The organism is Brachybacterium rhamnosum (genome assembly GCF_039526185.1).
Classification (GTDB): domain Bacteria; phylum Actinomycetota; class Actinomycetes; order Actinomycetales; family Dermabacteraceae; genus Brachybacterium; species Brachybacterium rhamnosum.
In genome coordinates this window covers 53404-72955 of record NZ_BAAAIS010000003.1, presented here as the reverse complement: position 1 = coordinate 72955, position 19552 = coordinate 53404, and the positions used below count along the sequence as shown (strand labels likewise).

The 19552-nt window shown below is 70.6% G+C and carries 18 protein-coding genes; 8 read left to right on the top strand and 10 right to left on the bottom strand.

The window, feature by feature from the left end; translation table 11 throughout:
• Positions 1-80 precede the first annotated feature (80 nt).
• From ABD080_RS10430 to ABD080_RS10420, 3 genes are all read left to right on the top strand, one after another.
• Positions 81-1883: an AMP-dependent synthetase/ligase gene (locus ABD080_RS10430; protein WP_343904769.1), complete on the top strand. Its 1803-nt coding sequence runs from the start codon at positions 81-83 to the stop codon at positions 1881-1883.
• 76 nt (positions 1884-1959) lie between these two features.
• Entirely contained in the window at positions 1960-3678 is a 1719-nt protein-coding gene (locus ABD080_RS10425; RefSeq protein ID WP_343904767.1) for a DEDD exonuclease domain-containing protein, read from the top strand.
• 69 nt (positions 3679-3747) lie between these two features.
• Positions 3748-4029: an Lrp/AsnC family transcriptional regulator gene (locus tag ABD080_RS10420; protein ID WP_137770941.1), complete on the top strand. Its 282-nt coding sequence runs from the start codon at positions 3748-3750 to the stop codon at positions 4027-4029.
• Positions 4030-4064: 35 nt separating this feature from the next.
• Here ABD080_RS10420 and trpD read toward each other — a convergent pair whose 3' ends face one another.
• Positions 4065-5153, bottom strand: a complete 1089-nt coding sequence (gene trpD, locus ABD080_RS10415) for an anthranilate phosphoribosyltransferase (protein WP_137770942.1) — start codon at positions 5151-5153, stop codon at positions 4065-4067.
• Positions 5154-5457: 304 nt separating this feature from the next.
• Between trpD and ctaE the strand changes: the two genes are divergently transcribed.
• The 4 genes from ctaE (at position 5458) to qcrB (ending at position 9832) form a co-directional block, all read left to right on the top strand.
• Positions 5458-6189, top strand: a complete 732-nt coding sequence (ctaE, locus tag ABD080_RS10410; protein WP_343904763.1) for an aa3-type cytochrome oxidase subunit III — start codon at positions 5458-5460, stop codon at positions 6187-6189.
• Between the two features lie 94 nt (positions 6190-6283).
• Complete coding sequence (qcrC, locus tag ABD080_RS10405; RefSeq protein ID WP_137770944.1) at positions 6284-7084, top strand: cytochrome bc1 complex diheme cytochrome c subunit; 801 nt, start codon at positions 6284-6286, stop codon at positions 7082-7084.
• 8 nt (positions 7085-7092) lie between these two features.
• Positions 7093-8151 carry a cytochrome bc1 complex Rieske iron-sulfur subunit gene (gene qcrA / locus ABD080_RS10400; RefSeq protein ID WP_343904761.1) on the top strand — a complete coding sequence of 353 codons (1059 nt, stop codon included), beginning with the start codon at positions 7093-7095 and terminating at the stop codon, positions 8149-8151.
• A 4-nt stretch (positions 8152-8155) separates the two neighbouring features.
• Positions 8156-9832, top strand: a complete 1677-nt coding sequence (qcrB, locus tag ABD080_RS10395; RefSeq protein WP_137770946.1) for a cytochrome bc1 complex cytochrome b subunit — start codon at positions 8156-8158, stop codon at positions 9830-9832.
• A gap of 103 nt (positions 9833-9935) precedes the next feature.
• Here qcrB and ABD080_RS10390 read toward each other — a convergent pair whose 3' ends face one another.
• The 8 genes from ABD080_RS10390 to ABD080_RS10355 all read right to left on the bottom strand — a co-directional run bounded on the left by ABD080_RS10390 (position 9936) and on the right by ABD080_RS10355 (position 16877).
• On the bottom strand, positions 9936-10565 hold the full coding sequence (locus tag ABD080_RS10390) for a GNAT family N-acetyltransferase (RefSeq protein WP_343904758.1): 630 nt from the start codon (positions 10563-10565) through the stop codon (positions 9936-9938).
• 155 nt (positions 10566-10720) lie between these two features.
• Entirely contained in the window at positions 10721-11062 is a 342-nt protein-coding gene (locus ABD080_RS10385; protein ID WP_343904756.1) for a YciI family protein, read from the bottom strand.
• 189 nt (positions 11063-11251) lie between these two features.
• The gene (locus ABD080_RS10380; RefSeq protein ID WP_137770949.1) at positions 11252-11668 is read right to left on the bottom strand and encodes a cytochrome c oxidase subunit 4; all 417 of its coding nucleotides are present in this window, start codon (positions 11666-11668) and stop codon (positions 11252-11254) included.
• A 3-nt stretch (positions 11669-11671) separates the two neighbouring features.
• Complete coding sequence (gene ctaD / locus ABD080_RS10375; RefSeq protein WP_264449196.1) at positions 11672-13384, bottom strand: aa3-type cytochrome oxidase subunit I; 1713 nt, start codon at positions 13382-13384, stop codon at positions 11672-11674.
• Positions 13381-14322 (bottom strand): aa3-type cytochrome oxidase subunit II, encoded by a 942-nt coding sequence (gene ctaC / locus ABD080_RS10370; protein WP_264449198.1) that lies wholly within the window; start codon positions 14320-14322, stop codon positions 13381-13383. The genes ctaD and ctaC overlap by 4 nt, the downstream gene beginning before the upstream one ends.
• A 395-nt stretch (positions 14323-14717) precedes the next feature.
• Entirely contained in the window at positions 14718-15074 is a 357-nt protein-coding gene (gene erpA, locus ABD080_RS10365) for an iron-sulfur cluster insertion protein ErpA (RefSeq protein ID WP_264449199.1), read from the bottom strand.
• 130 nt (positions 15075-15204) lie between these two features.
• Positions 15205-15471, bottom strand: a complete 267-nt coding sequence (locus ABD080_RS10360) for a hypothetical protein (protein WP_264449201.1) — start codon at positions 15469-15471, stop codon at positions 15205-15207.
• Positions 15468-16877, bottom strand: a complete 1410-nt coding sequence (locus ABD080_RS10355) for a dipeptidase (RefSeq protein ID WP_264449203.1) — start codon at positions 16875-16877, stop codon at positions 15468-15470. The genes ABD080_RS10360 and ABD080_RS10355 overlap by 4 nt, the downstream gene beginning before the upstream one ends.
• Before the next feature lie 61 nt (positions 16878-16938).
• Here ABD080_RS10355 and ABD080_RS10350 point away from each other — a divergent pair, with 61 nt between their 5' ends.
• Entirely contained in the window at positions 16939-17562 is a 624-nt protein-coding gene (locus tag ABD080_RS10350) for a DUF3043 domain-containing protein (RefSeq protein ID WP_264449204.1), read from the top strand.
• A gap of 123 nt (positions 17563-17685) precedes the next feature.
• On the opposite strand, the gene aspS is transcribed toward ABD080_RS10350, so the two are convergent.
• Positions 17686-19506: an aspartate--tRNA ligase gene (gene aspS, locus ABD080_RS10345; protein WP_264449205.1), complete on the bottom strand. Its 1821-nt coding sequence runs from the start codon at positions 19504-19506 to the stop codon at positions 17686-17688.
• Between the last annotated feature and the right edge of the window lie 46 nt (positions 19507-19552).

Genomic DNA, 19552 nt, shown 5'->3' with positions numbered 1-19552 from the left:
TCGCCTCGACCCCCACCAGCGCATCCGGACGCCCGCGCCGCTCGCGGAGCGGGGGCACGACCCGGATCGAAGGAGATTCGATGAAGCAGTACGGCACGGCCGCCCAGCACACCAGCCGCGAGGACGAGAACATCACGGACCTTCTGCTGGGGAGGGTGGCGTCCCACCCCTCGATCCCGGTCTTCGAGCGTCGGGACGACGACGGGGCCTTCGTGCCGATGTCCGGCCAGGAGTTCCTCGACGAGGTGCGCGCGGTGGCGAAGGGCCTGATGGCCTCCGGGATGCAGGTCGGCGACGCGGTCGCGATCCTCGCCCGGACCTCCTACGAGTGGACCCTCGTGGACTGGGCCACCTGGTGGATCGGCGGCGTCCCCGTGCCGATCTACGAGACCTCCTCCCCCAGCCAGATCCAGTGGATCGCCTCGAACTCCGGGGTGCGCTTCGCGATCGTCGAGCAGGCCCGCCACCGCGAGGACATGGAGTCGGTGCGCGGCGAGCTCCCCGCGCTCGAGCAGATCGGCGTGCTCGAGGACGGCATCCTCGACGTCCTCAAGGAGCGCGGCGCGAAGGTGACCGACGAGGAGCTCGAGGCCCGTCGCACCTCCCAGTCGCTCTCCGACGTCGCCACGATCATCTACACCTCCGGCACGACCGGCCGGCCCAAGGGTGTGGAGCTCACGCACGGCAACTTCGTGGACACCACCCGCAGCGCGGTGACCCTGCTCGGCGACATCGTCCTGCCCCCGGGGTCGCGGATGCTCATGTTCCTCCCGCTCGCGCACGTCTTCGCGCGCCTGCTCACGGTGCTCGCCGTCTCGCACCCGGCGACCACGGCGTTCACCCCGGACACCAAGAACCTGCTGCCGGACCTCGAGGCCTTCCGCCCGACCTTCCTGCTCGCCGTGCCGCGCGTGTTCGAGAAGGTCTACAACGGCGCGGAGGCGAAGGCCGTCGCCGGCGGCAAGGGGAAGATCTTCGCCATGGCCGCGGAGACCGCCATCGCCTGGTCCCGCGCGAAGATGGCCGGATCGGTGCCCGTCACGCTCCGGCTCCGCCACGCCCTGTTCGACCGCCTCGTCTACTCGACGCTGCGCAACGCGATGGGCGGTCAGGTGAGCTGGGCCGTCTCGGGTGGCGCCCCGCTCGGCGAGCGCCTCGCGCACTTCTTCCGCGGCATCGGCGTGACGATCCTCGAGGGCTACGGCCTCACCGAGACCACCGCGCCCGTCGCGGTGAACATGCCCTGGGACGTGAAGCCGGGCACCGTCGGCCCGCCGCTGCCGGGCTCCGCCGTGGCGATCGCCGACAGCGGCGAGATCCTGGTCAAGGGCGTCATGGTGTTCAAGGGCTACCACGACAACCCCGAGGCGACGGCCGAGGCGCTCCAGGACGGCTGGTTCCACACCGGTGACCTCGGCTCCCTCGACGAGGAGGGCTCCCTCTCGATCACCGGGCGCACCAAGGAGCTCATCGTCACCGCGGGCGGCAAGAACGTCTCCCCCGCGCCGCTCGAGGACGTGCTGCGCTCGCACCCGCTGATCAGCCAGTGCATGGTCGTGGGCGATCAGAAGCCGTTCGTCGCCGCCGTCCTCACCCTCGACGAGGAGATGCTGCCGACCTGGCTGCGGAACAACGGGCTCCCGGAGATGACCGTCGCCGAGGCCGCGAAGGACGAGCGGATCCACGCGGAGCTCCAGACGGCCGTGGACCGCGCGAACCAGACCGTCTCGCGGGCCGAGTCGATCCGCGTGTTCGAGGTCATCGACACGGACTTCACCGAGGAGAACGGCTACCTCACGCCCTCGCTGAAGCTCAAGCGGAACATCGTCGTCAAGGACTTCTCCGAGGTCATCGAGGGCATCTACTCCCGGCCCCGCGCCTGAGCGTCCCGGTCCCGACGGGGCCCTGACGGCCGGTGGTCCCCACCCGCTCGTCAGGGCCCCGTCGTAGTCTGCCGCCATGCCCGCCCGCCGCCGACAGATGAGCTTCGAGGACCTCGGCACCCCGCTCGCGGAGGCGACGCTCGTGGTCGTCGACCTCGAGACCACCGGGACGGATCCGAGCACGGACGGCATCACCGAGATCGGCGCGGTGAAGGTGCGCGGAGGGGAGGTGCTCGGGGAGTTCCGCAGCTTCGTGGACCCGCAGCGGCCGATCCCCGCGTACGTGGCGGCGCTGACGGGGATCAGCGACGCGACGGTGCGCGACGCCCCCGTGATCGGGACGGTGCTGCCGATGTTCCTCGACTTCGTGGGGGACGCGGCGCTCGTGGCCCACAACGCCCGCTTCGACGTCGGCTTCCTCACCGCCCATGCCGCGCGGCTCGAGCTCACCTGGCCTCGCCCGACGGTCCTGGACACCCTCGCGCTCGCCCGGACGGTCTTCCGGCGCGACGAGGTGCGCGATCACAAGCTGGGCACCCTCGCGGCGCACGTCGGCGCCTCCGTCACCCCCGATCACCGCGCGCTCTCCGACGCCCGCGCGACCGTGGACGTCCTGCACGCGATCATCGCGCGGCTCGGCCCGGCGGCGGGGACCCTGGAGGACCTCGGATCCGCCCACCGGCGCACGAGCCCCGCGCAGATGCGCAAGAAGCACCTCGCCGAGGGGATCCCGGCGGTTCCGGGGGTCTACTCCTTCGTCGACATCGCGGGGAACGCCCTCTACGTCGGCACCTCCCGCAACCTCCGCTCCCGCGTGCGCACGTACTTCACGGCAGCGGAGACGCGGCGCAAGGTGCTCGACATGCTCCCGCGGGCGGAGCAGGTGCGGATCCTCGAGTGCCGGACCCCCACGGAGGCATCGGTCCGGGAGCTGCGGATGATCGCCGCGGAGAAGCCCCCGTCGAACCGCCAGGGTCTCACCCCCGAGAAGGCGCTCTGGCTCCGGCTCGGGCCGGGGCGCGAGGGGCTGCGCGCCGCGCGGCTCGCCCGTCCCGAGGAGGACGGCTCCGCGCAGATCGGACCGCTCGTGAGCCGCCACGACCTCGAGCCCCTCAAGGCCCTGCTCACCGATGCGGTCATGGGGCGCGGCCGCGCGCTCGAGCAGCACGGGGCGTCCGGGACGCCCCTCAAGGGCGGTCATCGCGCGCGGATCCGCCGCGCGCTGCTCGAGGACCCCTCCGAGGTCCTCGACCACGTCGCCGGCCGACTGCGGGCGCACGTCGCGGCGGGCCGCTACGAGGAGGCGGAGAGGCTTCGCCGCACGACCCTCACCTATCTCGCCGCCGCGCGGAGGGCATCCCGGCTCCGCGCGATCGGAGCGGTCGACCTCCTCGTGGCGGCGCGGCCGAGCTCGGACCCGGTGATCGGCGGCCGCGGGTGGGAGCTGCTGGCGGTGCGGCACGGCGCCTTCGCGGCCACCGCGCTCGTCCCGTGGTCCACGGACCCGGTCGCCGCCGCGCAGGAGCTCGCGGCGCGCCGCGACCCCGATCTCCCCGTCCCGGCACCCATGTGCCAGGGCCACCATCAGGAGGCGGAGATCCTCCTGGGGTGGCTCGAGGGCGAGGGCGTGCGCACAGTGCTCGTCGAGGGCACGTGGGAGCAGCCGGCGCGCGCCCGCTTCGACGCCGAGGCCCTCGCGGAGCGGTTCGCGAGGACCGCTCCCGATCATGACGAGAGCACCGACACCGGAACGGACGCGGACGAGGACCCGGACGCGGACGCCGCCGGGGCATAGGGTCGGCACTGCATGCCGTCCTCCCGCGCCCCGGGGCCGGGAGCGGCCCGTCGTCCCAGGAGGAGCCCCATGATCACCGCCATCGTCTCGATCGTCGTGCAGCCCCAGCGCATCCCGGAGGTGGCCCAGGCCGTCGTCGACATCGACGGGGTCGAGCAGGTCTACTCGGTGACCGGGGACGTGGACCTCATCGCGGTGGTCCGCGTCCGGGCCCACGAGGACCTCGCCGACGTCATCGCGGACCGGCTGGGGAAGGTCGAGGGCATCGTCGACACCTCGACCAACATCGCCTTCCGCACCTACTCCAAGCAGGATCTCGACGCGGCCTTCGACCTCGGCCTCGACGGCTGACCGGAGCGGATCCCCCCTCCGGTCGCCCCGGAGGATCAGCCCTCGGCCTGCGCCCGCTGGGAGGCGCGGGCCCACCGATCGACGAGGTCGGAGGCCCCGCCCGCCTCGAGGGTCGCCTCGGCCTCGGCGAAGGCGGCGGTGAAGCGCTCCTCGAAGCCTCCCTCCGCCGGGAGATCGATCCCGTCATGGGCCTGGATCCCGGCCGCCGCGTTGAGCAGCACCGCGTGACGCACGGCTTCGAGCCTCCCGCTCCGGACCCCGTCGAAGACGTCGCGCGCCACCTGGGCGTTCTCCTCGGCGGTGCCGCCGCGGAGCGCGTCGTGCCCCGCGCGGGGAACGTCGAGCAGCGCGACGGGGTCGAGCACGTGCTCGCGCACCTCTCCCCCGCGCACCTCCCAGACGTCCGACGGGGCGGTGACCGTCAGCTCATCGAGCCCGTCCTGACCGCGGAAGACGAGCGCCGAGGTCCCCCGTGCCGCGAAGACGCCGGCGACGGTCGGGGCGATGAGGGGATCCGCCACGCCGACGGCGCTCGCCCGGGGTCGTCCGGGGTTGGTGATCGGCCCCAGGATGTTCATGACGGTCGGGATGCCGAGGCCCTTGCGAGCCTCCGCCGCGAAGCGCATCGAGGGATGGAAGACCTGCGCGAAGAGGAAGGTCATGCCGATCTCCTCGACGAGCGCCTCCACCTGGGGCACCGGGAGGTCCAGGCGCACGCCGAGGGCCTCCAGGACGTCCGCGGAGCCCGACTTCGACGTCGAGGCGCGGTTGCCGTGCTTGACGACCGTGCGACCGCTCGCCGCGATGACGACCGAGGCCATCGTCGAGATGTTGACGGTGTGGGCGAGATCGCCGCCGGTGCCGACGATGTCGATCGCTCGCTCCGGCAGCGAGACGGGCCGCGCGTGGGCGATCATCGCGTCCGCGAGCGCCTCGAGCTCCGTGCTCGTGACCCCCTTGGACTGCAGGGCGACGAGGAAGCCGGCGAGCTGCACGGGGGTGGCGCCGCCGGAGAAGACCTCGTCCATGGCCCAGCCGGCCTCGGCGCCGTCCAGCTCCTCGCCGCGCACGAGACGGCCGATGATCCGGGACCAGGTGAAGGGGACGGCGGGAACAGCGCTCATGGCCCGATCCTCCCACCGGGCGGGGCCCGGGGGCGACAGCTCCCACGCCTCGGATCCCCGGTGCCGGGCGACGAACCGGTGGGATGCTCGTCACGACCGCGGCCCGCGGGAGGCGCCGCCGCCCGCGTGCGGTGGGCCCCGGACCTGCAGTGGCCACCCACCTGGGACGTCGGGGGCGTGTCCCGGTTCGTGACAGGCCGTCAGGAGGGATATGCTGGCGGGGTCCGTCAGGGCGGTGCCCTGCAGTGGGCGCGGGAGTCGTGAGCCGCATCCACCGAATCTGACCGCACGACATAATGGTGACGTGACTACTGCGACCCTGTCTGAGCGCCCTGCCGCCGCTGCCACAGCAGCCGTCGGCCGCCCCAACCCGACGCAGATCGGCACGATCGTCTGGCTCTCGAGCGAGCTGATGTTCTTCGGCGCCCTGTTCGCGATGTTCTTCACGCTGCGATCCTCGGTGCCGGACACGTTCGCGGACGGCCAGGCCCACTTCACCCACGGCTTCGCCCTGCTGAACACCACGATCCTGGTGCTCAGCTCGGTGACCTGCCAGATGGGTGTGTTCATGGCAGAGGGTCGCCTCGGCAAGAAGGTCTTCCCGCCGCGCAAGCGCCGCACCGGATCGATCTTCAACATCGCCGGCTGGGGTGCGATCGAGTGGTTCGTCCTCACCTTCCTCATGGGCGCCTTCTTCATCTCCGGCCAGGCCTTCGAGTACACGGAGCTGATCCACAAGGGCGTCACGCTCTCGTCCTCCCCCTTCGGCTCGATCTTCTACCTCGCCACCGGCTTCCACGGGCTGCACGTCCTCGGCGGTCTCGTCACGTTCCTGCTCGTGATGGTGCGCCTGTGGTCCGCGAAGAAGTTCACGCAGCACGAGCAGATCTCCGTCATCTGCCTCTCCTACTACTGGCACTTCGTGGACGTCGTGTGGATCGGTCTGTTCTTCATCGTCTACATGCTCGATCCGATGATGACCGCCATCAGCCCGGATCACGTCGTCCCGGTCAGCTTCGACTGGACCATCTTCTGATCCGCGGTGCGGTCGGCCGCCCCGCGGTCGCCCGTCCCACCGGATTCGCCCATCCCTCCCCCGCTCGTCCCCTCCACGAATCGAGGTTCGAACCGTGAAGGCACTCGCCGCACGTCGCCATCACCCGATGGCGCTACTCGTGATCCTGCTGCTCGCGCTCGTCGCGACCGGCGGGCTGTACGCCGCCTTCCAGCCGCGCACCGCCCAGGCCGAGGCCTACACGCAGGAGGACGTGGACGCCGGCAAGTCGCTGTTCCTCGCGAACTGCGCGACCTGCCACGGCACCAACGCCGAGGGCCTCACCGACTCGGACGGCAACACACTCGGCCCGTCGCTGATCGGCGTCGGCGCCGCCGCCGTCGACTTCCAGGTCGGCACCGGCCGCATGCCCATGGAGAATTCCGGCGCCCAGGCCATGCGCAAGCCCGCGCAGATGGACGACGAGCAGACCCGTCAGCTCGCGGCCTACGTCGCCTCGCTCGGCCCCGGCCCGTCGGTGCCGGAGGACGAGTACCTCGACACCGACCAGGGCGACGCGACCAAGGGCGGGGAGATCTTCCGGATCAACTGCGCCATGTGCCACAACGCGGCCGGCGCCGGCGGCGCGCTGACCCGCGGCAAGTTCGCGCCGACCCTCGAGGGCGTCGAGGCGAAGCACATCTACGAGGCCATGGAGACCGGCCCGCAGAACATGCCGGTCTTCAACGACACGAACCTCTCCGCCGAGGACAAGCGTGACGTCGTCACGTACCTCCACTCCCTCGAGGAGACCGGCTCCCCCGGCGGCCTCTCCCTGGGCTCGCTCGGTCCCGTCACCGAGGGCCTCTACGCCTGGACCATCATCCTCGCCCTTCTCCTCGGCACGGCCACGTGGCTGGGGGCGAAGGCCAAGTGAACGAGCACATGAACGACAATCTCGACGGCAGCTCCCCCACCCGCGGGGTCAGCGCCATCGCCCCGAAGGAGGGCGGCGGGTTCCCGAATCCGGGCCTCGCCCCCCACGTCCACCGCCAGGCCGACTCCGACAAGCGCGCGGAGCGCCGCGCCGAGCGCGTGGTCGCGGGCCTCTTCCTCCTCTCCGTCCTCGGCACCGCGGTGTTCATCGCGGCGTACTTCCTCGTCACACCGACCGGGACGAACATCTTCGCGGAGGAGGGCTCCACCCGCGCAGTGTGGTGGTCGAACCTCATCACGGGCCTCGGCCTCGCGATCGCGGTGTTCTTCATCGGCGCCGCTGCGGTGCACTGGGCCAAGACCCTCATGCCCGACGAGGAGATGGTCGAGGAGCGCCACGCGCTGCGCGGCACCGACGAGACCCGTCAGGCCGCCGCGGCGATCATCACCGAGGGTCTCCAGGAGTCCGGCATCGGCCGTCGCCCGCTCATCGTCACGACGATGGTCGCCGCGCTCGCCGCGCTGCCGATCGCCGTGCTCGCCCCGCTCTCGACGCTGGGCCCGCTCCCGGGCAACAAGCTGCACCACACCTTCTGGAAGGCCGGCATGCGCCTGGCCCGCGACCACGACGGCACGCCGATCCGCGCCGCCGACGTCGCCATGAACTCGATCTTCCACGTCATGCCGGAGGACCTCACCGAGGAGACCGAGCACTTCCTCGAGGAGCGCGCGAAGGCCGCAGCGGTGATCGTCCGCATCGACCCCGCCCTCGGCAAGAACGAGGAGAGCCTCGCCAACGGCCACGAGGGCATCCTCGTGTTCTCGAAGATCTGCACCCACGTGGGCTGCCCGGTGGCCCTTTACGAGCAGCAGACGCACCACATGCTCTGCCCGTGCCACCAGTCCACGTTCGACGTCACGGACGGCGCGAAGGTCATCTTCGGCCCGGCGCACCGCCCGCTCCCCCAGCTCCCGATCGAGGTCGACGCCGAGGGCTACCTCGTGGCCACCGGAGACTTCCCCGAGCCGATCGGTCCCAGCTTCTGGGACATCCACAAGGACAAGTGATCACGTGACGACCACGACTTCTGATTCCCGGACGCAGAGCGCCGGCGAGAAGCCCGGACGCGTGATGAAGCTCGGCGCCGTGGGCGGCGACTGGCTCGACGAGCGCGTCGGCGGCGGCGGCCTGGTGAAGTTCTTCGCGCGGAAGATCTTCCCCGACCACTGGTCCTTCATGTTCGGCGAGGTGGCGCTGTACAGCTTCGTCATCCTGCTGATCTCGGGCACGTTCCTGACCATGTTCTTCGACCCCTCGATGACCGAGGTCGAGTACGACGGGCCGTACGAGGCGCTGCAGGGCATGCACATGTCCCGCGCCTACGAGTCGACCCTCTACATCTCCTTCGAGGTCAAGGGCGGCCTGCTGTTCCGGCAGATGCACCACTGGGCCGCGCTCGTGTTCATGGTCGCGATCTTCGTGCACATGTTCCGCGTGTTCTTCACCGGCGCCTTCCGCAAGCCGCGCGAGCTCAACTGGCTCGTGGGCTTCTCCCTCATGGTCCTCGGCATGGTCGCCGGCTTCACCGGCTACTCGCTCCCCGACGACGTGCTCTCCGGCAACGGCCTGCGCGTGGTGGATGGCCTGATGAAGGCGATCCCGATCGTGGGCACCTACATCTCGATGCTGCTGTTCGGCGGCGAGTTCCCGGGCACCCACATCATCCCGCGCTTCTTCACCATGCACATCCTGCTGGTGCCGGCCATGATCCTGGGGCTCATCGCGATCCACCTCGTCATGCTGGTGGCCCACAAGCACGCGCACTACCCGGGCCCGGGCCGCACCGACCGCAACGTCGTGGGCTTCCCGCTGTTCCCGGTGTACACGGCGAAGGCAGGCGGCTTCTTCTTCCTCGTCTTCGGCATCATCACCCTCGTCTCCGCCACGACGGCGATCAACGCGATCTGGGTGTACGGGCCCTATGACCCCTCCCCGGTCTCCGCGGGATCCCAGCCGGACTGGTACATGCTCTGGACCGACGGCGGCCTCCGCCTGATCCCGGGTTGGGAGTTCACGATCTTCGGCTACACGGTGTCCCTGAACATCCTGCTGCCCATGGTGGTGTACGGCGGTCTGCTCGCCTTCCTCGCGCTCTACCCCTTCATCGAGGCGTGGGTGACGGGTGACGACCGTGAGCACCACGTGCTCGATCTTCCGTACAACACACCGGTCCGCACGGGTCTGGGCGTCGCCTGGATCAGCGTCTACCTGATCCTCGCCATGGCCGCGACGAACGACCTCATCGCGCTCAAGATGCACCTGTCGATCAACGACCTGACGTGGCTGTTCCGGATCTCGATCTTCGTCGCCCCGGTGCTGCTGTTCTGGATCACGAAGCGCCTGTGCCTCTCGATCCAGCGTCAGAAGCGCAATCTCGTCCTCCATGGCGAGGAGACCTCACGCGTGGTCCGGACGAAGACCGGCGACATGCTCGAGATCCACGAGCCGCTCGACGAGTTCGAGCGCTGGGTCCTCGTGCAGCACGACGACTTCCGTCCGCTCAAGGCCGGCAACGGCGTCTCGGCGCTGCGCGCCAAGGCCACGTCGTTCTTCTTCAAGGACCGCATCGCCCCCGTCTCCCCCGCCGAGCTGCGGGAGGCCATGGAGCATGCGCACCACGAGAAGCACGTGATCGACGAGGTCACGGACGGCGACTACCGCATCCCTGCGGAGAAGGCGATGCACTGAGCATCCGCCGCCGCTGATCGCAGGAGCCCGGGAGAGCCACTCTCCCGGGCTCCTTCGTGTCCGGCGGTGATGCGCCGCGGAGGCGGCGTGATCGCGGGCGTCGCTACTCCTGCGGCGCGGCCGCCACGGTGCGGCGCACCAGCCAGGCCCACGTCCCGAGCCGGCGGATCCGCGCGAAGCCGTGCTCCTCGAACAGCTCCACCGACGCCTGGTGGAACAGAAAGCGCCCGAGGGCGACGCGGCCCCCGACGATCTCCGGCGTCGACTCGACGACTCCCCCGCCGTCGGCGGCGATGAGGGCGAGCGCCCCCGCGAGACCCACTCTCGCGATCCCCACACGGCGATGACGCGTGTCGGTGGAGAGGCAGGGGATGCGCCAGTCAGGCAGCGTCCCGGGCTCCTTCTCGTACGCCAGACGGTTCTGCGCGAGCAGCGGCAGCTCCTCGTGCCTTCCGTACTTGGCCCATCCCTGGCCGACCCCGTGCGTGTCGTACACGAGGGCGGCGTGCGCCCGTCCCGAACGGACGAGCTCCTCCTTGGTGGCCCTCTTGTCGATCCCGGGGACCTGATGATGCGAGATGCCCTCCGCCGTGGCGTGATGCCCCTTGCACCAGCAGCCGCCGAGGACGCCGCCGTTGCGCTCCACGAGCTCGGCGAAGTCGTCCCACCTCGTCCCGTCGATGAGGCGGACCTCCCAGCGCTCGTCCGTCGGGCTGCTGCCGATCGTGCTCATCGTGGGCCGCTCTGCCGAGGCCAGCACGTCTCCGCCCGGCGCCGATGGGCAGTGCCATTGCAGAACACACTCGACCGGACGTACTCATTACTACAGCCTTTAAATCCTGTCCTCCGGACGTGCGCGGGTCCGCCTGCTCCCCCGCTGCCGCGATCTCAGCTGGTCGGGTCGTCGCCGAACACGTAGAGCTCCTGCGGGCACCGGCACGCGGCGGCGATGCGCGCGGCCCACTGCTCCGCCTCCGCCCGACTGGCGAGGTCCAGGACCGTGTAGCCGCCGTCGAGCGGGGCCCGCAGCGGATGCGCCCCGTCCTGCCGCGAGCCGTCGGCCCCGATCAGCACGGGCGCCACGCTCTCGTCGATCCCACCGCCGAAGCGGTACACCCCGGCGGCCTTCGCCTCCTCCACGACCGCATGGGAGGCGTCCACGACGTCCTGGAACTCCTCGGCGGGGATCCGCATGGCGCGGGACGGGAAGGTGATCAGGTAGAAGGACATGGGGACCTCCGGGGGCTCGCGGCTGCCCGGACCGGGCGCCGTCGAGCGACAGCCTGCCGCGTGGCTGTCGCGCCGTCCAGAATCTCGGGGCGCGGAACGGCCCCTCGACGTCCCGGGACGCGGAAAGGCCCCGCGTCGCCGGAGCGAAGCGGGGCCGTTCGGAGGATCCGCACGAGGCGGAGCCGGGTGTCAGTGCGCGTGCTGTCCGCGGGAGAACTCGAGGACCCAGCCGATCACGCCGTACATGGCGAGGATGATCCCGAAGGTCGAGAGCCACCAGCCCACGGCCACACCGAGGAACACCATCGCGGCGCCGAGGGACGTCCAGAGAGGCCACCAGCTGTACGGGGCGAAGCTGCCCTGGACGCCGGCCTCGGCCTCGACCTCGGCGTCGTGGTCGTCATCAGGCCGGCCCGGGAAGGACTTCGCCTTGAAGCCCGTGTAGGCCGCGATCATGAACGACATGGCGAAGGCGCCGGGGAGCGCGATCGCGCCCACGGGCTCGATCCCCATCGGCTCGCTGCCGTGCGAGAGCACGCCGTACACGATACCGACGACGAGGAAGAAGGTCCCGATGATGTAGAAGATCTTCGACGTGGTGTTCATGGATCAGTTGCTCCTCGGGTTCTGCACGGGCTCCTCGTGCAGCATGTGGTCCTGCGCGGCGACCTCGGGGTGGTGCAGGTCGAAGGCGGGGCGCTCGGACCGGATGCGCGGCAGCGAGTGGAAGTTGTGGCGCGGCGGCGGGCAGGAGGTCGCCCACTCGAGGGAGGCGCCGTAGCCCCACGGATCGTCGACCTCGACCTTCTTTCCCTTGAGGTGGGTGAGCACCACGTTCAGGATGAACGGCAGCGTCGACGCGCCGAGGATGAAGGCGCCGACCGTCGAGAGCTGGTTCATCCAGCCGAAGCCGTCCTCCGCGAGGTAGTTCACATAACGACGGGGCGCACCCTCGACACCCAGCCAGTGCTGGACGAGGAACGTCGTGTGGAAGCCGATCATCAGCAGCCAGAAGTGCAGCTTGCCCAGTCCCTCGTGGAGCTTGTAGCCGAACATCTTGGGCCACCAGAAGTAGAAGCCCGCGAACATCTCGAAGGCCACGGTCCCGAAGATCACGTAGTGGAAGTGCGCCACGACGAAGTAGGTGTCGGAGAGGTGGAAGTCGAGCACCGGCGACGAGAGGATCACGCCGGTCAGGCCGCCGAAGGTGAAGGTGGTGAGGAAGCCGAGCGTGAACAGCATCGGCGTCTCGAAGGTGATCGAGCCGCGCCACATCGTGCCCAGCCAGTTGAAGAACTTCACGCCCGTCGGCACGGCGATGAGCATCGTCATGAAGGCGAAGAAGTTCAGCATGACCGCGCCGGTCGTGTACATGTGGTGCGCCCACACGGTCACGGACAGGGCGGCGATCGCGATCGTCGCGCCGACGAGGGTCTTGTAGCCGAACATCGGCTTGCGGCTGAAGGCCGGGATGATCTCCGAGGCGATGCCGAAGAACGGCAGCGCGAGCACGTACACCTCGGGGTGACCGAAGAACCAGAACAGGTGCTGCCAGAGGATGGCGCCGCCGTTCTCCGGGTTGAAGATCTGCGCGTCGAACCGCCTGTCCGCTCCCAGCGCGAGCAGCGCGGCGGCCAGCGGCGGGAAGGCCATCAGCACGAGCACGCCCGTGATGAGGATGTTCCAGGTGAAGATCGGCATCCGGAACATGGTCATGCCGGGCATGCGCATGCAGATGATCGTGGTGATGAAGTTGACCGAGCCCAGGATCGTGCCGAAGCCCTGCAGGGCGAGGCCGAATACCCACAGATCACCGCCGAGGCCCGGGGTGAACGTGGTGTCCGACAGCGGCGCGTAGGCGAACCAGCCGAAGGAGGCGGCGCCCTGCGGGGTGAGGAAGCCGGCGACGGCGATGAGCGAGCCGAACAGGGTCAGCCAGAAGGCGAACATGTTCAAGCGCGGGAACGCCATGTCGACGGCGCCGATCTGCAGCGGCACGAGATAGTTCGCGAAGCCGTTGAACAGCGGGGTGCCGAACATGAGCAGCATGATCGTGCCGTGCATCGTGAACAGCTGGTTGTACTGGTCCTTGGAGACCACGACCTGCAGGCCGGGCTCCCAGAGCTCGGCGCGGATCATGAGCGCGAGGATTCCGCCGAAGCAGAAGAAGGCGAACGCCATCCCCATGTACATGAGGCCGATCATCTTGTGATCGGTCGTGGTGAGCAGGGTGAAGAACTGCTTGCCGAGGCCGGTCTCGGGTGTCTTCCTGAACCGCGCCGGAGCCTCTGCTCCTGGGCGGATCTCGGTCTGGGCGCTCACTTGTCCCCCTCCTGCGTGGTCGTGGTGTCGGCGGTGCGCTGGGTGCGGTCCACGCCCTCGTCGTACTTCTCGCGCATGGACCAGTCGTCCTGGTTGCGGTTGAGGTCGACGCCGAGCTCGCCGGTGTTGCCCTCGGCCTCGAGCTCGTCGAGGTGCGCCTGGAACTCGTCGGCCGGGACCACGACGACGTTGAACAGCATGTCCGAGTGGTACTCGCCGCACAGCTCAGCGCACTTGCCGCGGTAGGTGCCCGAGCGCTCGGGCGTGAGCTGGAAGGTCGTGGTGCGTCCCGGGATCATGTCCTTCTTGTAGAGGAAGTCCACGACCCAGAACGAGTGGATGACGTCGCGGGACTCGAGCTGGAACTCGACGGTCTCACCCTCGGGGAGGTACAGCACGGGGAGCGACTCGGACGCGCCCTCCACGCCGGTCTCGAAGGACTGCACACCGGCGGGCTCGTGCACCTGCTGGCCGTCGGCGGTCTCGTAGTTGAAGTCCCAGCTCCACTGCTTGCCGACAGCGGTGACGGTGACAGCGGGATCCTTGTCGAGCGCCTCGGTCTCGTCGAGGTCGCGCTGGGTGAAGTAGAAGAGCGTGAGCACCATGACGACGGGCAGCAGGGTGAACATGAGCTCGAGCGGCACGTGGTAGCGCAGCTGGATCGGGAAGCCGGTGTCGTTCTTGCGGCGCCGGTAGGCGACGGCGCACCAGATCGTCAGACCCCACACGATGAGGCCGACGACGACCAGGGCCGTCCAGGACCCCACCCAGAGGTTCGTGATGCGCGCCGTCTGGTCGGTGACCTGTCCGTCGCTGTAGCCGGGGAGGAACCCCCGCTGCTGCTTCTCGGTGCAGCCGGCCAGGGCCAGTGCTGCGAGAGCGATGCCGGCGGCCATGCGGCGACTGCGCCGCGCGCGCTGGGGGGCCTGGGGGATCACAAGGATGACCTTCCGCTCGTCGTCCCCGACCGGTTCCGTGGCGCGACCCGCTCGTGGAGGGCGGGACTGCTGCGGGGGCCAGGGCTGGTACTCACATGGGCGGGGACGTGCCCATGGTGCCGCGCCTCGTGGGGACGAGGGCCGAGGTGGACGATCCGCACGACGGCGGCGCGCCCTCCACGTCACGGCACCCCGTCATCATACGTGCTCCGCGCGGGCCCCGGACCACCGGCACGCTGTGGGAACGAGGCTTCACCGGAGGACGGTGTGTCCCTTGCCACCTGCCGCGGTCACCGATGCGCGGCCGCGGCCCTCGCGAGGCCGGGAGCGGGCCGGATGCACGACGGCGGGCGACCCCCGAGGGGGTCGCCCGCCGTCGCGGACCGTCTCGCGGCTCAGGCGAAGGAGTCACCGCAGGCGCAGGAGCTCTGCGCGTTGGGGTTGTCGATCGTGAAGCCCTGCTTCTCGATGGTGTCGGAGAAGTCGATCACCGCACCGGTGAGGTACGGGCTGCTCATCTTGTCCACCACGACCTCGACGCCGTCGAATTCGACCGTGAGGTCGTTGTCCATGAGGCGCTCGTCGAAGTAGAGCTGGTAGATCAGGCCGGAGCAGCCGCCGGGCTGCACAGCGATGCGCAGGCGCAGGTCGTCACGACCCTCCTGCTCGAGCAGGGTGCTCACCTTGCCGGCCGCCTCCGGGGTGAGGGTCACCTGGTGCGCGGCGGTGGGACGCTCGGTCGTCGTGGTCATGCGGTCCTCCTCGGGTGCTGCGGATGGGTCCAGCGTACGCCTCGGGCGCCGCGGATGGTGTATGGCACCGCACGCGTGGACGGCCCGTCCTGCCGCTCGGGCAGGCACTCCCCTTCCCCGGCGGGACCGATCACCACAGCAGCCCGCGGAACGCGGCGACCAGCATGATGGCGACGTAGCCGATGACGACGCCGATCGCGGCTGCCCCGGCGGCCGCGCGGCTGCGACCGCCGAGCACCGCCGAGAGCGCGGCGATCAGCACGAGCGCCACGACGACGGCTCCCCACCATCCCAGCATGTAACCGCCCAGGAAGCCGAGCACGAGTCCCAGCCCGAGCAGCGGCACCGCCGCGGCGCTCACGGGCTCCGGGCGGCGCTCCTCCTCGAGCGGGCTCATCCCTCGGCCTGCGGGAGCGAGCCCGCGCCGAGCAGCAGCAGGGCCTCAGCGAGGCACACCCGGGCGAACTCCCCCAGGTGCAGGGACTCGTCGATCCCGTGGGCGCGGGACTGCGGATCCTCGACACCGGTCACGAGGACGGAGGCCTGCGGGAAGACCTCGAGCAGGTCGGCGATGAAGGGGATCGATCCCCCGAGGCCCGTGTCGACGGCCTCCGTGCCCCAGGCGGCGCCGAGCGCCTGCCGGGCCAGCGCCGTCGCCGGGCTCGCGAGATCCGCGCCGTAGGGACGACCCTGCTCGCCGGGATGCACGGTCACCCGGGCGGTGCGCGGGGTGTGGCGCTCGAGGTGCGCCAGCAGCGCGTCCTGGGCGGCCTGCGGGTCCTGGCCCGAGGGGATGCGCAGGGAGACCTTGGCCCGGGCGACCGGGACGAGGGTGTTGGAGGCCTCGCGCACGGACGGCGCGTCGATGCCGATCACCGAGAGGGCCGGCTTCGTCCACATCCGCGCCGCGATCGACCCGCGGCCGGAGAGCTCGAGACCCTCGGGGACGCCCGCGTCGCGGCGGTAGTCCTCCTCGGGCATCTCGACGGCCGGGTCCGGGGCGTGGACGAGCCCCTCGATCGCGACCTCGCCCTCGTCATCGTGCAGCGTCGCGAGCAGTCGGGCCAGCTGGGTCGGCGCGTCCAGGACGGGACCGCCGAAGATGCCCGAGTGCACGGCGTGCTCGAGGACGCGCACCTCCACCACCGCGTCCACGAGGCCGCGGAGCGAGGCGGTGATCGCGGGGGTGCCGACGGCCCAGTTCGCGGAGTCCGCGACGATGATCAGATCCGCCGCGAGCGCATCGCGGTGCGCCTCGATGAAGGGGCGGAAGGTCGGCGACCCGGCCTCCTCCTCCCCCTCGACGAAGACGGTCACACCGATCCCCTCCGCCGCGAGCTGCTCCCCCACCAGGCGCAGGGCCGTGACATGGGCCATGACCCCGGCCTTGTCGTCCGCCGCGCCGCGGCCGTAGAGCCGGTCACCCCGACGCTCGGGCGCGAAGGGCTCGTTCGACCAGGAGTCGACGTCCCCGGTGGGCTGGACGTCGTGGTGCGCGTAGAGCATGACCGTGGGGCGTCCCGGCGCGGCGGGGAGGCGACCGATCACCGCGGGCGCGCCGTCCTCGACGGCCGTGATCCTCACGTCCGGGAGCCCGGCGTCCTCGAGCAGGGCGGCGACGGCGGACGCGCTGCGCTGCACGGGCTCGCGGTCGTAGCCCGGGAAGGCGATCGAGGGGATGCGGACGAGGTCCTCGAGGTCGGCGACGGAGCGCTCGAGCATCGGCTCCAACCGTGCTCGGAGCTCCTGGACCAGGGCGGGATCGGGGGCCGGGACGGGATGTGCGGAGGAGGTCGTGCTCATGGCTCCCACCGTACCGGCCCCCTGGGAGGCTCCCTGGGGACGCTCCGCCTAGACTGCCGTGGTGAACTCCTCCCAGCCGCCGACCCCCGAGAGCCCCGCATCCCGTGACACGGATGCCGCGCGCACCGCCGCGAAGGGCCGCCCGACCCGCTCCCGCAAGGAGGCGGAGGCCGCCCGTCGCCGGCCTCTCGTCGTCTCCGACCGCAAGGAGGCCCGTCGCCGGGACCGCGAGCGCTCGCGGACCCGTCAGATGGAGGCCCAGCAGGCCCTCGTGACCGGTGACGAGGCGAAGATGCCGCTCCAGCACCGCGGCCCCGAGCGCCGCCGGGTGCGGGACCTGGTGGACACCCGTCACAACGTCGCCGAGTACTTCTTCCCGGTCGCGCTCGTGTTCATGATCGTCGCGCTCGTCCTGCCGCTGATCGACCAGTCGCTCTACCTCGCCATGAGCACCCTGCTCATCGCGCTGCTGTGGGGCGGCATCGCGATCTGCGTGATCGACGCGTTCTTCCTGCGCCGCCGGCTGCGCGCCGCACTCACCGAGGAGTTCGGCGAGGTGAAGCGGGGCCTCGTGGGCTACGGCATCATGCGCGCGATCCAGATCCGCCGCTTCCGCCTGCCCAAGCCCCAGGTCAAGCACGGCGGCGCGCCGGTCGAGCCGAAGCAGCCCCGCGCGAAGCGCTGAGCCCCCGCCCCGGGGTCCGGCAGGCGGTGACAGCGCGAGCCGGACGCCGTGCAGGACAGCGCGACAGCACGAGGGAGGGCCTCGCACCGTACGGTGCGAGGCCCTCCCTCGTGGTGCTCCGGCTCAGGCGTCGGGAGCGCCCTGCGCGGCGTCACCGGCGGTCGCCGGCTGGTCCTTGGGCGACGCCTTGGGCTCGGGCTTCGCGTCGACCCCGGCCTCCTTGCGCTGCTGGGGCGTGATCGCGGCCGGTGCCTGGGTGAGCGGGTCGAAGCCGCCGCCGGACTTCGGGAACGCGATGACATCGCGGATCGAGTCGGTGCCCGCGAGCAGGGCCGCGACGCGGTCCCAGCCGAAGGCGATGCCGCCGTGCGGCGGGGCGCCGAAGGCGAAGGCGTCGAGGAGGAACCCGAACTTCTCCCGGGCCTGCTCCTCGTCGATCCCCATGACGGAGAACACGCGCTCCTGCACGTCCCGCTGGTGGATGCGGATCGAGCCGCCGCCGATCTCGTTGCCGTTGCAGACGATGTCGTACGCATAGGCGAGGGCCTCGCCGGGCTCCTTGTCGAAGCTGTCGAGGAACTCGGGCTTCGGGGAGGTGAAGGCGTGGTGCACGGCGGTCCAGGCGCCGGAGCCCACGGCCACGTCGCCCGCGGCGACCGCGTCGCCGGCGGGCTCGAACATGGGCGCGTCGACGACCCACACGAAGGAGAAGGCGTCGTGGTCGATGAGGCCCAGGCGCTCGGCGATCTCGGCGCGGGCGCCGCCGAGCAGCGCGCGGGACGGCTTGGCCTCGCCCGCGGCGAAGAACACGCAGTCGCCGGGCTTCGCCCCGACCTTCTCCGCGAGCCCGGCCTTCTCCTCCTCGGAGATGTTCTTGGAGACGGGACCCGTGAGGCTGCCGTCCTCCTGGACCAGGACGTAGGCGAGGCCGCGCGCGCCGCGCTGCTTGGCCCACTCCTGCCAGGCGTCGAGCGTGCGACGCGGCTGCGAGGCGCCGCCGGCCATGACGACCGCGCCCACGTACGGGGACTGGAACACGCGGAACGGCGTGTTCGCGAAGTACTCCGTCATCTCGACGATCTCGAGGTCGAAGCGCAGGTCCGGCTTGTCGGAGCCGTAGCGCCGCATCGACTCCTCGTAGGTGATCCGCGGGATCGGCGTGCTGACCTCGTGGCCGGCCGTCCGCCACACGTTCACGAGCAGCTGCTCGGCGAGGGCGATGACGTCCTCCTGGTCCACGAAGCTCATCTCGATGTCGAGCTGGGTGAACTCGGGCTGGCGGTCCGCGCGGAAGTCCTCGTCGCGATAGCAGCGCGCGATCTGGAAGTACTTCTCCATGCCGGAGACCATCAGCAGCTGCTTGAACAGCTGCGGCGACTGCGGGAGCGCGTACCAGGAGCCCGGCGAGAGCCGCGCGGGGACCAGGAAGTCCCGGGCGCCCTCGGGGGTGGAGCGCGTGAGCGTCGGCGTCTCGATCTCGACGAAGCCGTCGTCCAGCAGCGTCTCGCGCGCCGCGCGGTTGATCTGCGAGCGCAGCCGCAGCGCGGCCGCGGGGCCCTGCCGGCGCAGGTCGAGGTACCGGTAGCGCAGACGCGCCTCCTCCCCGACCTCGGTGTGCTCGTCGAGCTGGAAGGGCAGCGGTGCGGAGGTGTTGAGCACCTCGACCTCGGTCGCGGTGACCTCGATCTCACCGGTGGGCAGCTGCGGGTTCTCGTTCCCGGCGGGGCGGCGGTCGACCGTGCCCACGACCTTGAGGACGTACTCGTTGCGCAGGTGCATCGCCTCGTCCTCGCGCACCACGACCTGGGCGACGCCGCTCGCGTCCCGCAGATCGAGGAAGGTCACTCCGCCGTGGTCACGGCGTCGGCCGATCCAGCCGGTCAGGGTGACGGTCTGTCCGATGTGCTCCGTGCGGAGCTCGCCGGCGTGGTGGGTGCGCAGCACGAGGTCGTCCTTCGTTCTTCGGGGCGGCGGGAGCGGGGCTCCGCCG